Here is a 15,249-nt window from a genome sequence, read left to right as displayed (position 1 = left end):
CCCCCCGAAGAGCCTGACCAGGTAGAAGGAGAGCAGGAGGCCCTGCCTACGCAATGCGAGTAGCCCCCGGCTGTAGGCCCGGCTGATGAAGCGAGCTCTCTTCTCGCAGGAAGGCGGCTCGTAGGCTTCTCACGCCCTCGCGGTCACCAGCTTCTCGTCACCCCTTGCCTTAAGCCCGGCACAGGATCGGTCCAACTTCTCTTTACTTACTCAAGGGCGCGCCTGCGGCGCGCCGGGCGGTCCGGGCGCTTCGGCGGGCTGCGGCCTGGCGGCCGGTCCCGCCGGACGCCCACCGCCCGCACGACCAGGGCGCCCGTTACAGGCAGGCGAAGACCGCCGCCATTCCCGGCGCGATGGCTGCACCCTGGCGTGAGCCGTTCGCGGCCGCACGTCGTCTGTGGCGGATGCGTTGTGGCTTGGCTCGCTTCGCGCGTCGGCACCGCTGTTGTCTGCGGCCCGGCAGGTAGCACTATCGCCGCGGAGTCTCGGGTGGTGCCGGCCGTGACGATCAAAAGCCGAGAAGGGGTGGCCGGGGCCGGCAAGTGGTTGAGGAAGCGCACGGGCGGATCGGTCGGCCGCCCCGCCGTCGTGGCTGACTTTCTGTGGCTCAGGCCCACACACCCAACGGTGATCCTCTTTTGGCGAGTACGGGTAAGGCGAGATCACCTCTCACGACGCTGTGCAGATCGCCTGTGCAACCACTTTCTGGGCGCGGAGGCGGCGCCGCAGGGCGGGGCGTGAGTCGGGCCCCAGTTCGGCGCCGAGCGCGGCGCCTCGTAGCGCGGGGCGTCGGCCGCGGCTGGTCGATGTGGGCTCGTCCCAGGAGGTGGGCGGTGATGTTCAGTGGTCCGCGGCCTTGCTTGGGCGGGGCGATGCTGACGGCGTACGCCACGGCCAGGAGCAGTTCCTGGGCCTCGTGCCCGGCGCGCTTGTCGGCATAGATGCGGTGGACCGTCTCTATGTAGCCCTTGGGCCCACGGCCTCGCGCTTGGGCCCCAGCGCGAGGCGGCAGCCGAGGCGGATGCCGAGCGGGCCGAACCCGTCGAAGGCGAACGTGCGGTCCGGCCGTCGGTGGAGCGCGTCGCGACGGCTCAGCAGATGGCCCGGTGCTCGCTGGCGATGTCGCTTGGGGTGGTGCTCAGCGCACAGGTGTCGCGGCGTCGGCGCCGGAAGTCGCGTTCCCCCGGCCTTCACCACGTCGGGCACCGACCAGCAGCAGGCAGGCCGCGACAAGGAGGATCAACAAGGGCGAGGGCCCGTCGACCACGAAACCGATGACGACCCACCCCACCATGGCCCAGGGAATGAACACGGGCGGCGTCATTCCGCGACGGGCGAGCCACAGCACGGTCAGGCCGATCAGGAGAATCGGCGGGCCGAAGCTGAACATCGAATACCACCAGGCGACGGTGGCGTCGCTCATCTCGGGGTATTCCCCGAGCTTCCAACTCCCGCCGAACCAGGTCCCGGCGTGTTCCGGAGCCGCTTCGACAAGGCTGCCCAGCGTGTGCCCGATACCGGCCAGCGTGATGATCCAACCTGCCCACTTGATCATCCGAGTACTCCGTTTCCTGCGACCACGGGGACGAGGGGACGGGGTGAGCCGCCCGTCCGGGGCGACGTCCGTCCCGAACGGCAGAGCCCCGTCCCCCCACGTTGTACGGTCACGTACAACGTGAGAATAGGCGCGATATACAGACCCGTACAACCGACATCTGCATGAGGTGGACCACAAAATGGGTGCGCTGCGCACACCGCGCGAGACCTGGATCGAAGAAGGACTGCGCGCACTGGCCGAGGGTGGCGCGGAAGCCGTACGCGTCGAGGCCTTGGCAAAGGCGCTCGGCGTCACCAAGGGAGGCTTCTACGGCTACTTCGCCAGCCGCGAGGCGCTGTTGAACGAGATGCTCGACGCCTGGGAGCGAGAGAGCGTCGACGAAGTCATCGACCGGGTCGTGCAGGAGAGCGACCCTGTGGAAAGGGTGCGGCTCGCCGGCAAACTCACCTTCTCCGGCGGTCATCTGCTGCCCATCGACCTCGCCGTCCGCGACTGGGCACGCCGCGACCGGGCGGTCGCCGACCGGCTGCGCCGCGTGGACAACCGGCGCATGCAGCTGCTGCGTGACGCGATCAGCACATTCTGCCCCGACCCGGAAGAGGTCGAGGCGCGCAGCCTGCTCGCCTTCTGCATGGCCATCGGCAGCCACTTCCTCGCCGCCGATCACCCCGGCCGCACCCACGCCGAGGTCCGTGCCCGGGCCGGCCGGCTTCTCCTCGACCGCTCACCCGGCACGGAAGACCGCACAAACCCTCCGAACGGGCGTCAACAGGACTCGCGAAACGCTTAAGGAAGCGGACCGGCGGTCCAGCGCTCTCTTCGTCTCGCTAGTCCAGAGCGGTGAGGAAGGTAGTCGCGACCAGGAGTAGAACAGCAAGGCCGGTGGCAACGCAGGCCGCCCGGACGCGCTTGTACTTCGCGTGGGCGAGCCGGGACAACGTGCAGACCTCGTGATGTCGGCGATCCTCTCGGACCGTATTGCGTACTTGCTCTGGAGTGAGCGTTGCCCAGTACGGGAAGGAGGCTTGGTCGTCGGCATCGAGGTTGGGCGTGACCGCCAGGAGCAGGAGCACGATGGCGACTCCCAGGACCGCAGCGGCTGCACCAGCCATGACTCGTGCAATGCCAGAGCCGTCGGCCGCGAGGGTGCCGAGCAGGACAACCAGCCCCCCGTCGAGGCCCAGGAGCAGCGCGCCCTTCACATCGGACCGGGCCAGAGCGTCACTCACCTTGTTCAGCGCACGGTCGAGACCTCTTTCCATCTGTTCATCCGGGGCAGCCGACGGCATGGACATAGGGTCCCCAAGGAGATCGGATGCGAGGCGCCTTGCCGGCAGGGCATAGACGCTGTTTGCTCACCCCGATGGTTGCGGCACGCGGACGATCGGTGTGACACGCGGGTGCACTGGGCGCGTGACACATCTCAAGGTTTGCCCCCACGGCTAAAGGCCGAGCGGCGGCACGCCCAGCAGGTGACAGCCCTGAACATCCGACGGCGACTGACCTCTGGCCGATTGGGGCGCAGCGCTGAGCGGTTCGCATGGCGGGTGCTCCGTCGGCCGCCGCTTTCGTCGTTGTGCGTGCCAAGACGGCTGGCAGCGAGGGGACAGGTGGGGGCGCGGGCCCGGAGGCCGTGGCTGTGGGGGAGCGGGTAGCTGCCGCGATGTGGCCGGGCCCGGTGGGGGCGCTCCGCTTAGATCACCACCGTCGTGGCCGAGCGTCCGGCTGGCAGGCATGTGGGGTCTGCCTTACCGGTCGTGGTGACGGCGGATCTGTCGGGCAAAGCGCCGTACGGCCAGTTCCCGGGCGACGACGGGGCCAAGGTAGTGGATCAGGACCAGGCTCACTCCGGCCGCAAGAGTGGGCCACGGCCCGACGAGTGCATCCCCCACTAGCGCCCCGCCTATCAACAGCAGTGCGCCTATGGCGATGGCAAGCGCCTGTTCTTCATCACCCTGCATCGTGCACCTCCCCTTGATCGTGAGAGGCGCACGAGGCTAGCGACCGCGCCCGACAACAGGCGGGAAATTTGAGGGCGATGAGCAATCCAGGCCATCGCTTCCAGCGGCGAGGGGATGTCCGTTCCTGTGAGCGCACGCCGCTCTCAGCTCGCCCGCCGCAGGTCACCCGCGTTCCGCACCAGCGCCACAACGGCCCGCACCGTCTCCACCGGCCACACCAACCGCACGACCCCGGAGCCATCCACCCGAGTCTGCGCCGTGGCCACCAAGCCCGAGGTATTCACCCCCACCGCAGCGAGCGCTTCACTCAACTCCGCTGCCGCGTCCTGGGCTTCCCGCCAGCCGCCCAGGTAGTCCACCCCGCGCACCCACACCACGGCCTCCGGATCGAATTCCGAGCCCGTCATCTCGAACGCCTCCTCGTCTGGCGCGGACATTGCCACCCCTTCAAGCTTGGCTGATTAAGGATCTTGAGGGGCGCATCGCCTGAGGACACGACGAGGGCCCCGGTACCATCGGCACCGGGGTCTTCGGTGATCCCTGCCGGACCACCCCCGAGCCCGCCAAGGAACGGGGTGGTCCGGTTCTGCTGTCTTGTGATCGTTCGATGCGGGCCCGGTTCCTCAGCCGTGTTTGGGGAGGGCCAAGGAACCGGACCGCTTCAGGCAGCGGGGGCGCCGGCTGCCTGACCTTCCTCCGACGCTTCGAGCCGGACCGCCCGTAGAGCAGCGGATTGGACGGACGCCGCTCACGGGCGTTCGCGTCGGGGAAGTCGAGTCGGGGCGAGTCGCCATCCCATGCCGGCGACCGTTCCCCGGTTCATCGCGAGCCGACGGCCGTGGCGATGCGTGAGTAGCGGATCTCCGTGTGCATGAACTCGTTGTGACCCGTCAGGAACGAGTGCCTGATGCACCACGACTCGGCATCGCTCAGGACCAGAACGTGTTCGGAGGTTCGCCAACAGTCGACGCAATCCGCGCAGTACCGTGGCCCGCCGTATTGATCGTCCGGGGCGAGTGCCAGGCGGGCAGCCTGGGACGCCGGTATCTCTGTCATCGCCCACGCTCCCGACGGGTCCAGTCGCGTCGGACCGACAAGGGTGCGGTCGCGGCAATGCGCTGTGCCGGACCCGACTTGAACGCGACGATCACGCCGTGCTCCTCCCGCCGGATCGCCTTCACCTCCCGCTTGGTCCTGCCGTCGTTCACCAGGTCCCCCGGCCGCAGCATGTAAGCCAGCAGGCGCATCACAGCCACCCCTCGCTGCCCGGAATCGTCACCACGGCCCACACGGACTTACCGATGCCGCGCCGTGGCCTCACGCCCCAGCGGTCCGCCATCTCGGCGACGAGGATCAAGCCGCGACCGCTTGTCGCACCTCCGGTTCGAATCCGGGGTGGTGTCTCGTCGGCGTCATCCACAGCAATCCGCACGCCGCAGGTACCGCGACAGAACGACGTCTCGATCTCTCGACCCGGGGAAGTGTGGGCGTGCTTGACGGCGTTCGTCACGAGTTCCGAGAGCACAATCAGCGCCTGGTCCTCGATCTGAGTGAGCCCCCAGTCGACCAGTGCTGCGCGCAGTTCGGAGCGCGCCAGGCCCACGGCTTTCGGGTGGTGCTTCCACCGTCGCACGCGCCTTGTTTCGACGTTACATCTGCTGACCAGCCCATTTGCACCGCTCACAGGTCTCGACCGTCCTTCGAGAGCACGGGTAAGTGACTTGAGCGAAGGCAGGGCGCAGACGCAGGCGGACCCGAATCTGAGGGGCCGTCGCTCACGTAGGGAGCATCGTGCCGATCATCAGGACGGGGAAACCTCCCCCAAACCCCATTCCGGGACGTCCTGCGGGCGGTAGAACGTCCCTAGTGATGTCCCCGACTCCGGGAGAGACTGTGATGTCGAACGAAAGGCTTCGAGCCGCCATGGCAGCCGGAGGGTGGACATACGCCACCCTGGCGGAGAAAGCGGAGGTTGACCCCAAGTCCGTTGAGCGATGGGTCAATCAGGGGCGCACGCCGCGCCGCTCAACGGCTGTGCAAGCGGCGGAGACATTAGGAGAAGACGTGCACGCACTTTGGCCGGCGCTCCGGCAGGCACGTGCCGCACGCGCTGTCAGCCCCGAGCTGGTCGCCCTCTACGACCAGCGCGCAGACGTTCCGGTTTCCCGGTTCACCGACCTGTTCGCCCAGGCCCGCGAGCACATCGATGTGCTCGTCTACGCGGCGGTCTTCCTCCACGAGGCATACCCCCGCCTCAACGACCTTCTGCGTGAGCGCGCCGCTGAAGGCTGCACCGTGCGGATCGCCGTGGGTGACGCCGACAGCGAGAACGTCCGGCAGCACGGTGAAGAGGAGCGGTTCGGCCACGGCATCGAGTCGAGGTGTCGACTGGCTCTGATGCACTACCGGTCACTGGTCGGGGCTCCCGGCATCGAGATCCGGACGCACGGGACGACGCTCTACAACTCCCTGTACCGGGCGGATGATCAACTATTGGTCAACGCCCACGTCTGGGGAGCCAACGCGTACCCGGCCCCCATCTGGCATCTCCGCCGCAACGGTGCCGGAGGGGTCTTCGACACCTACGCGCAGAGCTTCGACGCGGTGTGGGCGACAGCGACGCCCGTCCAGGAGGAGTGACCGTGGCCCGTACCGAGTTCTACGACGATCCGAACGCCCCCGAGCCCAACAGCATGGTTGTCGCCGCGTCCGCTGTCGTCACCGACGATCAGGGGCGCATCCTGCTTCAGCGACGGCGCGACAATGCTCTCTGGGCCCTGCCCGGCGGCGGCATGGAGATGACCGACTCACTCCCCGGCACAGCGGTGCGCGAGGTCAAGGAGGAGACCGGCCTGGACGTGGAGATCACGGGGCTGGTCGGCACCTACACCGACCCGCGCCACGTGATCGTCTACTCCGACGGAGAGGTACGGCGGCAGTTCAACGTCTGCTTCACCGCGCGGGTGACCGGCGGCGGGATCGCGATCTCCGACGAGTCCACCGAGCTTCGGTTCGTCCACCCCGACGAGATCGCCGCACTCCCGATGCATCACACGCAGCAGCTCCGTATCCGGCACTTCCTGGAGCGTCGGGAGCACCCTTACCTGGGGTGACGCCTCAAGGTCAGTCCCCGACAGACGCGATCCCCGTCGGGCACGAGCCGCCCCAGCCGCCTTCCGACGGGTCACCCAGCTGGACGCCCCCCGATCCCGCAGTAGCCGTTGATGTTGCGCGCAAGGTACTGCTGGTGCCATGGCACCGTTCAGGAAAGAGTTCCGTATACAGACAGCGCCACGGGAGATGACTGCCACCAGCCTGACGGAACCTCGTTCGGCGCCCTCAGAGTGACGCGCACAGCATCCTCCGGCGAGCCAGCGCCCAGCAGGACGTGTGCGACGCCGCGGCGCAGGGCCAGCTCCTGGTCGTGGGCTGGGCGCCCAGCGCGACCGAGGGTGACGAGGTGCTGTACGTCTTCGACGGCGGAGAGCTGCGTCCCGAGGACATCAACGCGATCAAGGTCGCGGCCGGGGAGCTACTGGCCGCCGAATTTCACCCCCCCCCCGAGGCAATCGAAGATCTACTGATTCCGAGGCTTGCCCGCAGGGCCAAGCGGGCGATCGCTGCTCGGAGGGGTGCCCATCCTCAGTACCTTGAGCACGGGCAGCCACCATCCCGGGCGTGAGCTGGCTGGCAGCGCGGCCACCGCACAGACGGCAGACGACGCCGCCACGGCGAAGCGCCCCTGTTCGCCCGGAAGGCGCCTGTCCCGCCATGGACAGGCGCCTTCCGGTGCCGGTGGGCTACATCACACCCACTCGATCTCGCTACGGATACCGGAACGGCTCGGTTGACCCGGTAGTGGAGTACGACCGGCCTTAGGGGCCGCCCCCCGGGCTTCCGCCCGGGGTACCAGTTCAGCCAGGATGCGATCTCTTTCGGCCTCATTGAGCCCCACCAGGACATCCGTCACCCGCTCCAGAGCATCACTCACCGGCAAGCCCTTTCCGCAGGTCAGACCCTACTTTTTGACGGTCAGCGGCAGCAGCTTCTTGCCCGTCGGGCCGATTTGTATAGCCGTGTCCATCTGCGGACAGACGCCGCAGTCGAAGCACGGGGTCCAGCGGCAGTCCTCGACCTCGGTCTCGTCGAGCGCGTCCTGCCAGTCCTCCCAGAGCCAGTCCTTGTCCAGACCGGAGTCCAGGTGGTCCCAGGGCAGGACCTCCTCGTACGTACGCTCGCGCGTGGTGTACCAGGCGACGTCGACGCCCTGCTCGGGCAGCGTCTGCTCGGCGCACTTGATCCAGCGGTCGTAGCTGAAGTGCTCGCGCCAGCCGTCGAAGCGGCCGCCGTCCTCGTAGACCGCGCGGATGACGGCGCCCACGCGGCGGTCGCCGCGCGAGAGCAGGCCCTCGATGATGCCGGGCTTGCCGTCGTGGTAGCGGAAGCCGATGGAGCGGCCGTACTTCTTGTCGCCGCGGATCTTGTCGCGCAGCTTCGCCAGCCGGGCGTCGGTCTCCTCGGCGGAGAGCTGCGGCGCCCACTGGAAGGGGGTGTGCGGCTTGGGCACGAAGCCACCGATGGAGACCGTGCAGCGGATGTCGTTGGACTTCGACACCTCACGGCCCTTGGCGATCACGTTGACCGCCATGTCGCCGATCTGGAGCACGTCCTCGTCAGTCTCGGTCGGCAGACCGCACATGAAGTAGAGCTTCACCTGGCGCCAGCCGTTGCCGTAGGCCGTGGCGACGGTCCGGATGAGGTCCTCTTCGGAGACCATCTTGTTGATGACCTTGCGCATGCGCTCGGAGCCGCCCTCGGGGGCGAACGTCAGACCGGAGCGGCGGCCGTTGCGGGTCAGCTCGTTCGCGAGGTCGACGTTGAACGCGTCCACGCGGGTCGACGGCAGGGAGAGGCCGATCTTGTCCTCTTCGTAGCGGTCGGCCAGGCCCTTGGCGATGTCACCGATCTCGGTGTGGTCGGCGGAGGACAGCGACAGCAGGCCGACCTCCTCGAAGCCGGTGGCCTTCAGGCCCTTGTCCACCATCTCGCCGATGCCGGTGATGCTCCGCTCCCGCACCGGGCGCGTGATCATGCCGGCCTGGCAGAAGCGGCAGCCCCGGGTGCAGCCGCGGAAGATCTCCACCGACATCCGCTCGTGCACGGTCTCCGCGAGCGGCACCAGCGGCTGCTTGGGGTAGGGCCACTCGTCGAGGTCCATGACGGTGTGCTTGGAGACCCGCCACGGCACGCCGGAGCGGTTCGGGACGACGCGGGCGATGCGGCCGTCCGGCAGGTACTCCACGTCGTAGAAGCGCGGGACGTACACGCCGCCGGTCTTCGCCAGGCGCAGCAGCAGCTCGTCGCGGCCGCCGGGGCGGCCCTCGGCCTTCCAGGCCCGGATGATGTCGGTGATCTCCAGGACGGCCTGTTCGCCGTCGCCGATGACCGCGCAGTCGATGAAGTCCGCGATGGGCTCGGGGTTGAACGCCGCGTGGCCGCCCGCGAGGACGATCGGGTCGTCGACGGTGCGGTCCTTGGACTCCATCGGGATGCCCGCGAGGTCCAGGGCCGTGAGCATGTTGGTGTAGCCGAGCTCGGTGGAGAAGCTCAGGCCGAAGACGTCGAAGGCGCCGACGGGCCGGTGGCTGTCCACGGTGAACTGCGGCACCTTGTGCTCACGCATGAGCTCCTCGAGGTCCGGCCACACGCTGTACGTGCGCTCGGCGAGGACGCCCTCGCGCTCGTTGAGGACCTCGTAGAGGATCATGACGCCCTGGTTGGGCAGTCCGACCTCGTAGGCGTCCGGGTACATGAGCGCCCAGCGGACGTCGCACTCCTCCCAGGGCTTGACGGTGGAGTTCAGCTCTCCGCCGACGTACTGGATGGGCTTCTGCACGTGCGGGAGGAGAGCTTCGAGGCGCGGGAAGACCGACTCGACAGGCATTCGCAGTGGTGTCTCTCATGAGCGGACAGGGGTGACCCTCAAGGGTAACGTGCGCGGCGGCGGTTGCACGGGCCACCGGGGCGACCGGACGGCTCAGGGTTCCAGCCCCTCCCGCCACCGCCGGTCGGACACCGCCGCCCAGACCTCCGGCAGCTCCCGCTCGGCCCGTTCCGCCCGCCGTTCCTCGCGCCCGTAGAGGAGCCCGAAGGTGAAGGCGGACTCCCCCGCCCCGTCGGCCTGGGCGGCGATCGTGCGCAGGGCGTCGCGCACCATGATGCTGTCCTGGTGGTCGCCCAGCAGGGACTGGACGGTCTTCATCTGCTTGGCGAATCGTTTCGCCGGTTTGCCCAGGCCGGGCGTCGCGAGCTCCGCCGCGTAGCGGGTGCGCTTGGCGGCCTTGCGGGCGTCGTGCAGGGCGGTGTCCCGCTCGGGGCCCGGGGCGGCGGTGGCCAGGGCGTGCTCGACGCGGGCGGCCAGGCGGCCGTAGTCGCGCAGCACGGCCTTGGCCAGCGCCACGGCCGGGGGCTTGGCGGCGGCGGTGCGCAGCGGCGGGTCGGCGAGGAGGGCGTCGAGGCCGTCGAGGAGCGCCAGGTAGCGCTTGCCGTCGAGGACGGCGGTCAGGCGCTTGCGGGACTCGACGCGGTTGCGGTGGGACCAGATGCGCAGCCGGGCGCGCACGGGTCCGCGGACGAGCGTGCGGGGCAGGTCAGCGAGGTTCTCGTGGAGTCGTTCGGTGATGACCTCGCGGTCGCGGTCGACGCCGAGTTCGGCGGCGAGCCATTTCAGTTCCTCGGCGAGGGGGTCGGTGACGCGCCGGTCCAGGACGCCCGCGTAGCTGCGGAAGGCGCTGCGCAGGCGGCGGGTGGCGACGCGCATCTGGTGGACGGCGTCCTCGGTGCCGAGGCGGGCGCCGGGGTCGAGGGTGGCGACGGCTTCGGCCTGTTCGCGCAGGAACGCCAGGACGTGGTCGCCGGCGGTGGCCTTGGGGGGCAGGGCGGGGGCGGGCGGCGGGCTCAGGGGGGCGATGCCGGTCTCGGCCAGGGCCCGCGCCAGCTTGCTGGGCGCCTTCGCCGGGCGCAGGTGCGCCGTGCGCAGGTGGGGTTCGAGGGCGTCGAACAGGTCGGCGTCGCCGCCCCGGGCGAGTTCGATCTCCACTTCCGTCCAGGTCGCCGTGGCGCCGCCGTCGGTGAGGGCGGTGGCGGTGACCGTGTCGGTGCTCGCTTCGGCGAGCACGGTGCCGCCGGCGTCGAGGAGGTGCTGGACGTGCCGGCGGGAGACGATGCGCACCAGCGGTCCGAGCGGGACGTCGCGCGTGCGCGAGCGGACGAGTGCGCTCAAGGGGCGGGGCACGGTGGGGGCGAGGGGGGCGCGGATCTCGTCCCGTACCCCGGGGGCGACCGGCAGTTTCAGGTGCCAGCCGGCGTCGGCGCCGCCCGTGCGGCGGCGCAGGGTGATGCCGGCCGCGGCCAGGCGGCGGTCGGCGGTGTCGTAGTAGACGGCGTCCAGCTCGGCCGTCCCCCGGTCGTCGACGGCCGCCACGGGCGCGGCCCCGCTCAGGTCGGGGAGGTGGGCCGGGCCCCTGCCGTCGTCGGCTTCGTACTTCCGCTCGATCTCTCTCACGGTGTCCGCCATGACGCCGAATCTAGTCCTCGAACGGGCGTCGCGGCAGAGCGCCTCGGGCGGCTAGGCGGACATCGGGCGCTGCGCCTTGATCGACTGGAGGAGTCCGACCGCCATCCAGGCCGCGAACATCGAGGAGCCTCCGTAGGAGACGAAGGGCAGCGGCAGTCCGGTGACGGGCATGATGCCCAGGGTCATGCCGATGTTCTCGAAGCTCTGGAACGCGAACCAGGCGATGATGCCGGCGGCCACGATGGTGCCGTACAGCTCGGTGGTCTCCCGCGCGATGCGGCAGGCCCGCCACAGCACGATGCCGAGCAGGACGATGATGGTTCCGGCGCCGACGAAGCCGAGTTCCTCCCCGGCGACGGTGAAGATGAAGTCGGTCTGCTGCTCGGGGACGAACTGGCCGGTGGTCTGGGAGCCGTGGAAGAGGCCGGAGCCCGTGAGGCCGCCGGAGCCGATGGCGATGCGGGCCTGGTTGGTGTTGTAGCCGACGCCGGCCGGGTCGAGGGCGGGGTTGGCGAAGGCGGCGAAGCGGTTGATCTGGTACTCGTCGAGGACGCCGAGCTGCCAGACGAGGACGCAGCCGACGACGCCCGTTCCGATGAGCCCGGCGATCCAGCGGTTGGACGCGCCGGAGGCCAGGAGCACGGCCAGCACGATGACGACGAGCACCATGACGGAGCCGAGGTCGGGCATCAGCAGGATGACGACGATCGGCAGCGCGGCGAGGGCGAGGGCCTCCATGACGGTGCGGTGGTCGGGCTGGCGCCGGTCGCCGGCGTCGACCTTGCCGGCCAGCAGCATCGCCATCCCCAGCGTGATGGTGATCTTCGTGAACTCGGAGGGCTGGATGGAGAAGCCGCCGCCGAGCTGGATCCAGGAGCGGGCGCCGTTGATGGTCGCGCCGAGCGGGGTGAGCACGGCGAGGGTGAACAGCACCGAGATGCCGTAGAGGATGGGGACGGCGCCGCGCAGCGCCCGGTGGCCGAGCCAGACCGCGCCGAGGGCGAGGGCCAGGCCGATGCCGGTGTTGAGGAGGTTGCGCAGCAGGAAGTAGTAGGGGTCGCCCTGGTTGAGCTCGGTGCGGTTGCGGGTGGCGGAGTAGACGAGCAGGGTGCCGATGGCGGACAGGGCCAGGGCCGCGAGCAGCATGACCCAGTCCAGGCGGCGCAGCACGGAGTCGCGGGCGGTGAGCCGGGACCAGGTGCCGCGCTCGGGGGTGAATCGGCGGACGCGGTAGCCGCCGGCGGTGCTCACCGGTCCTCGTCCTCCTTCCGGGACGGGGACTGCTCCGGCGAGGGCGGTCCGTCCGAGGGCGGGGCCGAGGAGCCGTCCGAGGCGGACGCCGAGGGGCTGGGCGTGGGCGAGGCGATGGGCTGGGCCTCGATCGTGCCGTCCTTCTCGATCTTCGGCAGCCCGGTCTGCGGGTGCGGCAGCAGCGCCTTCCGCTGGTCGATCTTGCCCTGTTCGTCGACGCCGTAGAGGCCGTTGTAGATCTTGCGGACGGCCGGGCCGGAGGCGCCGGAGCCGGTGCCGCCCTGGGAGATCGTCATGACGATGGTGTAGTCGGCGGTGTAGGTGGCGAACCAGGAGGTGGTCTGCTTGCCGTAGACCTCGGCGGTGCCGGTCTTGGCGTGCATGGGGATCTCTTTCTGGGGCCAGCCCTGGAACCGCCAGGCGGCGGTGCCGTTGGTGGCGACGCCGGCGAGGGCGGCGTCGATCTGGTCGCGGGTCCTGCCCTCGAAGGGCAGCCGGCCGTGGGAGACCGGCTTGATCTCCCGGACGCGCTTGCCGTCGCTGGAGACGATGGCCTTGCCCACGGTGGGGTTGTACAGGGTGCCGCCGTTGCTGATGGCGGCGTAGATGGTGGCCATCTGGATGGGGGTGACGAGGGTGTCGCCCTGGCCGATGGAGTAGTTGACGGAGTCACCGGCGCGCATGCGCATGCCGGACTCGCAGTTCTCCTTGGCGATCTTCCCGGCGTAGCTGTCGTCCTTGTCGCCCTGCTTGCACCAGGTGTCCTTGTTGGCTTCCCAGTACTTCTTCTTCCACTCGCGGTCGGGGACGCGGCCGCGGACCTCGTTGGGGAGGTCGATGCCGGTCTCCTTGGCGAGGCCGAACTGGTGGGCGGTCTTGTAGAACCAGTCGGCGGGGTTCTTGGGCTTGTTGCCGCCGTCCTTCTGCCACTGACGGTAGGCCAGGTCGTAGAAGACGGTGTCGCAGGAGACCTCCAGCGCCCGGCCGAGGGTGATGGAGCCGTGGGACTGGGACTCGAAGTTCTTGAAGACCTGGTTGCCGATGCTGTACGAGCTCGAGCAGTTGTAGCCGTCGTCGAAGGCGTACCCGGCGTTGACGGCCGCCGTGGTGGAGATGACCTTGAAGATGGAGCCGGGGGCGGCCTGGCCCTGGATGGCGCGGTTGAGCAGCGGGTAGTTCGAGTCCTTGCCGGTGAGCTGCTTGTAGTCCTTGCCGGAGATGCCGCCGACCCAGGCGTTGGGGTCGTAGGTGGGGTTGGAGGCCATGGCGACGACCCGGCCGGTCTTGGACTCCAGCACCACGACGGCGCCGGCGTCGGCCTTGTAGTTGACGCCGGTGTTGCGGTCCATCTCCTTGCGGGCGTCCTTCATCGCCTGGTCCAGTTCTCGTTCCGCTATGGCCTGCACGCGGGCGTCGATGCTGGTGACGATGTTGGCGCCGGGCTCGGCCTTGTCGCTCTTGGCCTTGCCGATGACGCGGCCGAGGTTGTCGACCTCGTAGCGGGTGACGCCGGCCTTGCCGCGCAGCTCGGTGTCGTACTGCCGCTCGAGGCCCGAGCGGCCGATCTGGTCGGAGCGCAGCAGCGGGGAGCGGGCGTTCTTGGCCTTGGTGATCTCCTCGTCGCTGACGGGCGAGAGGTAGCCGAGGACCTGGGCGGTGTTGGAGCCGCCCGGGCCGGCGTAGCGGCGTACGGCGGTGGGCTCGGCCGTGATGCCCGGGAAGTCCTCCTGGCGCTCGCGGATCTGCAGGGCCTGCTGGGTGGTGGCCTCGTCCGTGATGGGGATGGGCTGGTAGGGCGAGCCGGCCCAGCAGGGCTTGGGCGTCTTGGCGTCGCACAGCCGCACCTTGGCGGCGACGTCCTCGGGCTTGAGACCCAGGACGCCGGCGAGGCGGGCGAGGACGGCCTTGCCCTTGTCCTTCATCTTCATCAGGTCGGTACGGCTGGCGGAGACCACCAGCCGGGTCTCGTTGTCCGCGAGCGGCACGCCGCGGGCGTCGAGGATCGAGCCGCGGGTGGCGGGGGCGACGACCTGCTGGATGTGGTTGTCGGCGGCCTCGGCGGTGTACTGGTCGCCGTTGCGGATCTGGAGGTACCACAGGCGGCCGCCGAGGGTGAGCAGCAGCGAGAAGACGAGGATCTGGATGACGACCAGCCGGATCGTGATGCGCGAGGTCCGTCCGGTCTCAGGACGACTGGTCAAAGCCGCTTGACCCCCTTGAGCTTCGGCTTGCGCCCGGGCTTGGCGAGCAGGCTGGTGCGCTGGCCGCCGATGCGGCCCGTACGGCCGCCGAGGCGGCCCTTGCGGCTGATGCGGCCGAGGCGGAAGCTGCCGCCGGTGTCGCGCCGGTAGGCGGCCTCGCCGGTGGCGGCGACCGCGGTGCCGTCGCCGGTGAGCGGATCGGCGACGGTGCGCCGGGCCACGGCCATGATCAGGGGCACGGTGAAGGGCGCCAGCAGCAGGTCGTAGACCGCGGCGGTCAGGACGAGGCCGGTCAGGCCGACGTGGCGGGCGGCGGTGTCGCCGACGAGGGAGCCGACGCCCGCGTACAGCAGGGTGGAGGCGATGGCGGCGCCGACGACGGCGAGCATGGGCACCGTGGCCGAACGCAGCTGGCCGCTCTCGGGCTTGGCCAGGCCGACGAGGTAGCCGATCAGGCACAGCACCAGGGCGTAGCGCCCGGTGGCGTGGTCGGCGGGGGGCGCGAGGTCGGCGAGCAGGCCGGCGCCGAAGCCGATGAGGGCGCCGGCGGTGTGTCCGTAGACGATCGCGAGGCCGACGACGACGAGGAGGAGCAGGTCGGGGACGGCGCCGGGCAGGTGCAGGCGGGCGAAGACGCTCACCTGGACGACGAGTGCCACCACCACGAGCGCGGTCGAGAGCAGGATCCGGTTCAGGCGCATC

Annotated in this window: 13 protein-coding genes; 3 read left to right on the top strand and 10 right to left on the bottom strand. The window is 69.6% G+C overall.

Annotation, left to right across the window (positions count from 1 at the left end; all coding sequences use genetic code 11):
• Positions 1-1,138 precede the first annotated feature (1,138 nt).
• A complete protein-coding gene (locus tag ABZ956_RS17210; protein WP_361893579.1) occupies positions 1,139-1,555 on the bottom strand; it encodes a DUF6463 family protein in 417 nt (138 codons plus the stop codon).
• A 181-nt stretch (positions 1,556-1,736) separates the two neighbouring features.
• On the opposite strand from ABZ956_RS17210, the gene ABZ956_RS17205 reads away from it, so the two are divergent.
• The gene (locus ABZ956_RS17205) at positions 1,737-2,348 is read left to right on the top strand and encodes a helix-turn-helix domain-containing protein (protein ID WP_361893576.1); all 612 of its coding nucleotides are present in this window, start codon (positions 1,737-1,739) and stop codon (positions 2,346-2,348) included.
• A gap of 37 nt (positions 2,349-2,385) precedes the next feature.
• Here the strand turns inward: ABZ956_RS17205 and ABZ956_RS17200 are convergent, their stop codons facing one another.
• From ABZ956_RS17200 to ABZ956_RS17185, 4 genes are all read right to left on the bottom strand, one after another.
• The gene (locus tag ABZ956_RS17200) at positions 2,386-2,847 is read right to left on the bottom strand and encodes a Pycsar system effector family protein (protein WP_361893573.1); all 462 of its coding nucleotides are present in this window, start codon (positions 2,845-2,847) and stop codon (positions 2,386-2,388) included.
• A gap of 815 nt (positions 2,848-3,662) precedes the next feature.
• A complete protein-coding gene (locus tag ABZ956_RS17195) occupies positions 3,663-3,956 on the bottom strand; it encodes a hypothetical protein (RefSeq protein WP_361893570.1) in 294 nt (97 codons plus the stop codon).
• A 615-nt stretch (positions 3,957-4,571) separates the two neighbouring features.
• Positions 4,572-4,766 carry a hypothetical protein gene (locus ABZ956_RS17190; protein WP_361893567.1) on the bottom strand — a complete coding sequence of 65 codons (195 nt, stop codon included), beginning with the start codon at positions 4,764-4,766 and terminating at the stop codon, positions 4,572-4,574.
• Positions 4,766-5,203, bottom strand: a complete 438-nt coding sequence (locus ABZ956_RS17185; RefSeq protein ID WP_361893565.1) for an ATP-binding protein — start codon at positions 5,201-5,203, stop codon at positions 4,766-4,768. The genes ABZ956_RS17190 and ABZ956_RS17185 overlap by 1 nt, the downstream gene beginning before the upstream one ends.
• 212 nt (positions 5,204-5,415) lie before the next feature.
• Between ABZ956_RS17185 and ABZ956_RS17180 the strand changes: the two genes are divergently transcribed.
• A complete protein-coding gene (locus tag ABZ956_RS17180; RefSeq protein ID WP_361893562.1) occupies positions 5,416-6,159 on the top strand; it encodes a helix-turn-helix domain-containing protein in 744 nt (247 codons plus the stop codon).
• 2 nt (positions 6,160-6,161) lie between these two features.
• Positions 6,162-6,632, top strand: a complete 471-nt coding sequence (locus ABZ956_RS17175) for an NUDIX domain-containing protein (protein WP_361893559.1) — start codon at positions 6,162-6,164, stop codon at positions 6,630-6,632.
• A 905-nt stretch (positions 6,633-7,537) separates the two neighbouring features.
• On the opposite strand, the gene ABZ956_RS17170 is transcribed toward ABZ956_RS17175, so the two are convergent.
• The 5 genes from ABZ956_RS17170 to mreD form a co-directional block, all read right to left on the bottom strand.
• Positions 7,538-9,463, bottom strand: a complete 1,926-nt coding sequence (locus tag ABZ956_RS17170; RefSeq protein WP_361893556.1) for a TIGR03960 family B12-binding radical SAM protein — start codon at positions 9,461-9,463, stop codon at positions 7,538-7,540.
• Positions 9,464-9,556: 93 nt separating this feature from the next.
• Entirely contained in the window at positions 9,557-11,095 is a 1,539-nt protein-coding gene (locus ABZ956_RS17165) for a CYTH and CHAD domain-containing protein (RefSeq protein WP_361893553.1), read from the bottom strand.
• Between the two features lie 51 nt (positions 11,096-11,146).
• A complete protein-coding gene (rodA, locus tag ABZ956_RS17160) occupies positions 11,147-12,346 on the bottom strand; it encodes a rod shape-determining protein RodA (RefSeq protein WP_361893550.1) in 1,200 nt (399 codons plus the stop codon).
• Positions 12,343-14,547, bottom strand: coding sequence for a penicillin-binding protein 2 (gene mrdA, locus ABZ956_RS17155; RefSeq protein ID WP_361893547.1), 2,205 nt, complete (start codon positions 14,545-14,547; stop codon positions 12,343-12,345). The genes rodA and mrdA overlap by 4 nt, the downstream gene beginning before the upstream one ends.
• Complete coding sequence (mreD, locus tag ABZ956_RS17150; RefSeq protein ID WP_361893544.1) at positions 14,544-15,248, bottom strand: rod shape-determining protein MreD; 705 nt, start codon at positions 15,246-15,248, stop codon at positions 14,544-14,546. Before mreD ends, mrdA begins: the two co-directional genes overlap by 4 nt.
• Between the last annotated feature and the right edge of the window lies 1 nt (position 15,249).

This window comes from Streptomyces sp. NPDC046261 (assembly GCF_040646235.1).
Classification (GTDB): domain Bacteria; phylum Actinomycetota; class Actinomycetes; order Streptomycetales; family Streptomycetaceae; genus Streptomyces.
This window is presented reverse-complemented; position numbering and strand designations above follow the sequence as displayed.

Excerpts from the sequence above, each read along its gene's own strand:
- ABZ956_RS17210 (WP_361893579.1), bottom strand. The coding sequence starts at position 1,555 with ATGATCAAGTGGGCAGGTTGGATCATCACGCTGGCCGGTATCGGGCAC.
- ABZ956_RS17205 (WP_361893576.1), top strand. The coding sequence starts at position 1,737 with ATGGGTGCGCTGCGCACACCGCGCGAGACCTGGATCGAAGAAGGACTG.
- ABZ956_RS17200 (WP_361893573.1), bottom strand. The coding sequence starts at position 2,847 with ATGCCGTCGGCTGCCCCGGATGAACAGATGGAAAGAGGTCTCGACCGT.
- ABZ956_RS17195 (WP_361893570.1), bottom strand. The coding sequence starts at position 3,956 with ATGTCCGCGCCAGACGAGGAGGCGTTCGAGATGACGGGCTCGGAATTC.
- ABZ956_RS17190 (WP_361893567.1), bottom strand. The coding sequence starts at position 4,766 with ATGCGCCTGCTGGCTTACATGCTGCGGCCGGGGGACCTGGTGAACGAC.
- ABZ956_RS17180 (WP_361893562.1), top strand. The coding sequence starts at position 5,416 with ATGTCGAACGAAAGGCTTCGAGCCGCCATGGCAGCCGGAGGGTGGACA.
- ABZ956_RS17170 (WP_361893556.1), bottom strand. The coding sequence starts at position 9,463 with ATGCCTGTCGAGTCGGTCTTCCCGCGCCTCGAAGCTCTCCTCCCGCAC.
- ABZ956_RS17165 (WP_361893553.1), bottom strand. The coding sequence starts at position 11,095 with ATGGCGGACACCGTGAGAGAGATCGAGCGGAAGTACGAAGCCGACGAC.
- mreD (WP_361893544.1), bottom strand. The coding sequence starts at position 15,248 with ATGCGCCTGAACCGGATCCTGCTCTCGACCGCGCTCGTGGTGGTGGCA.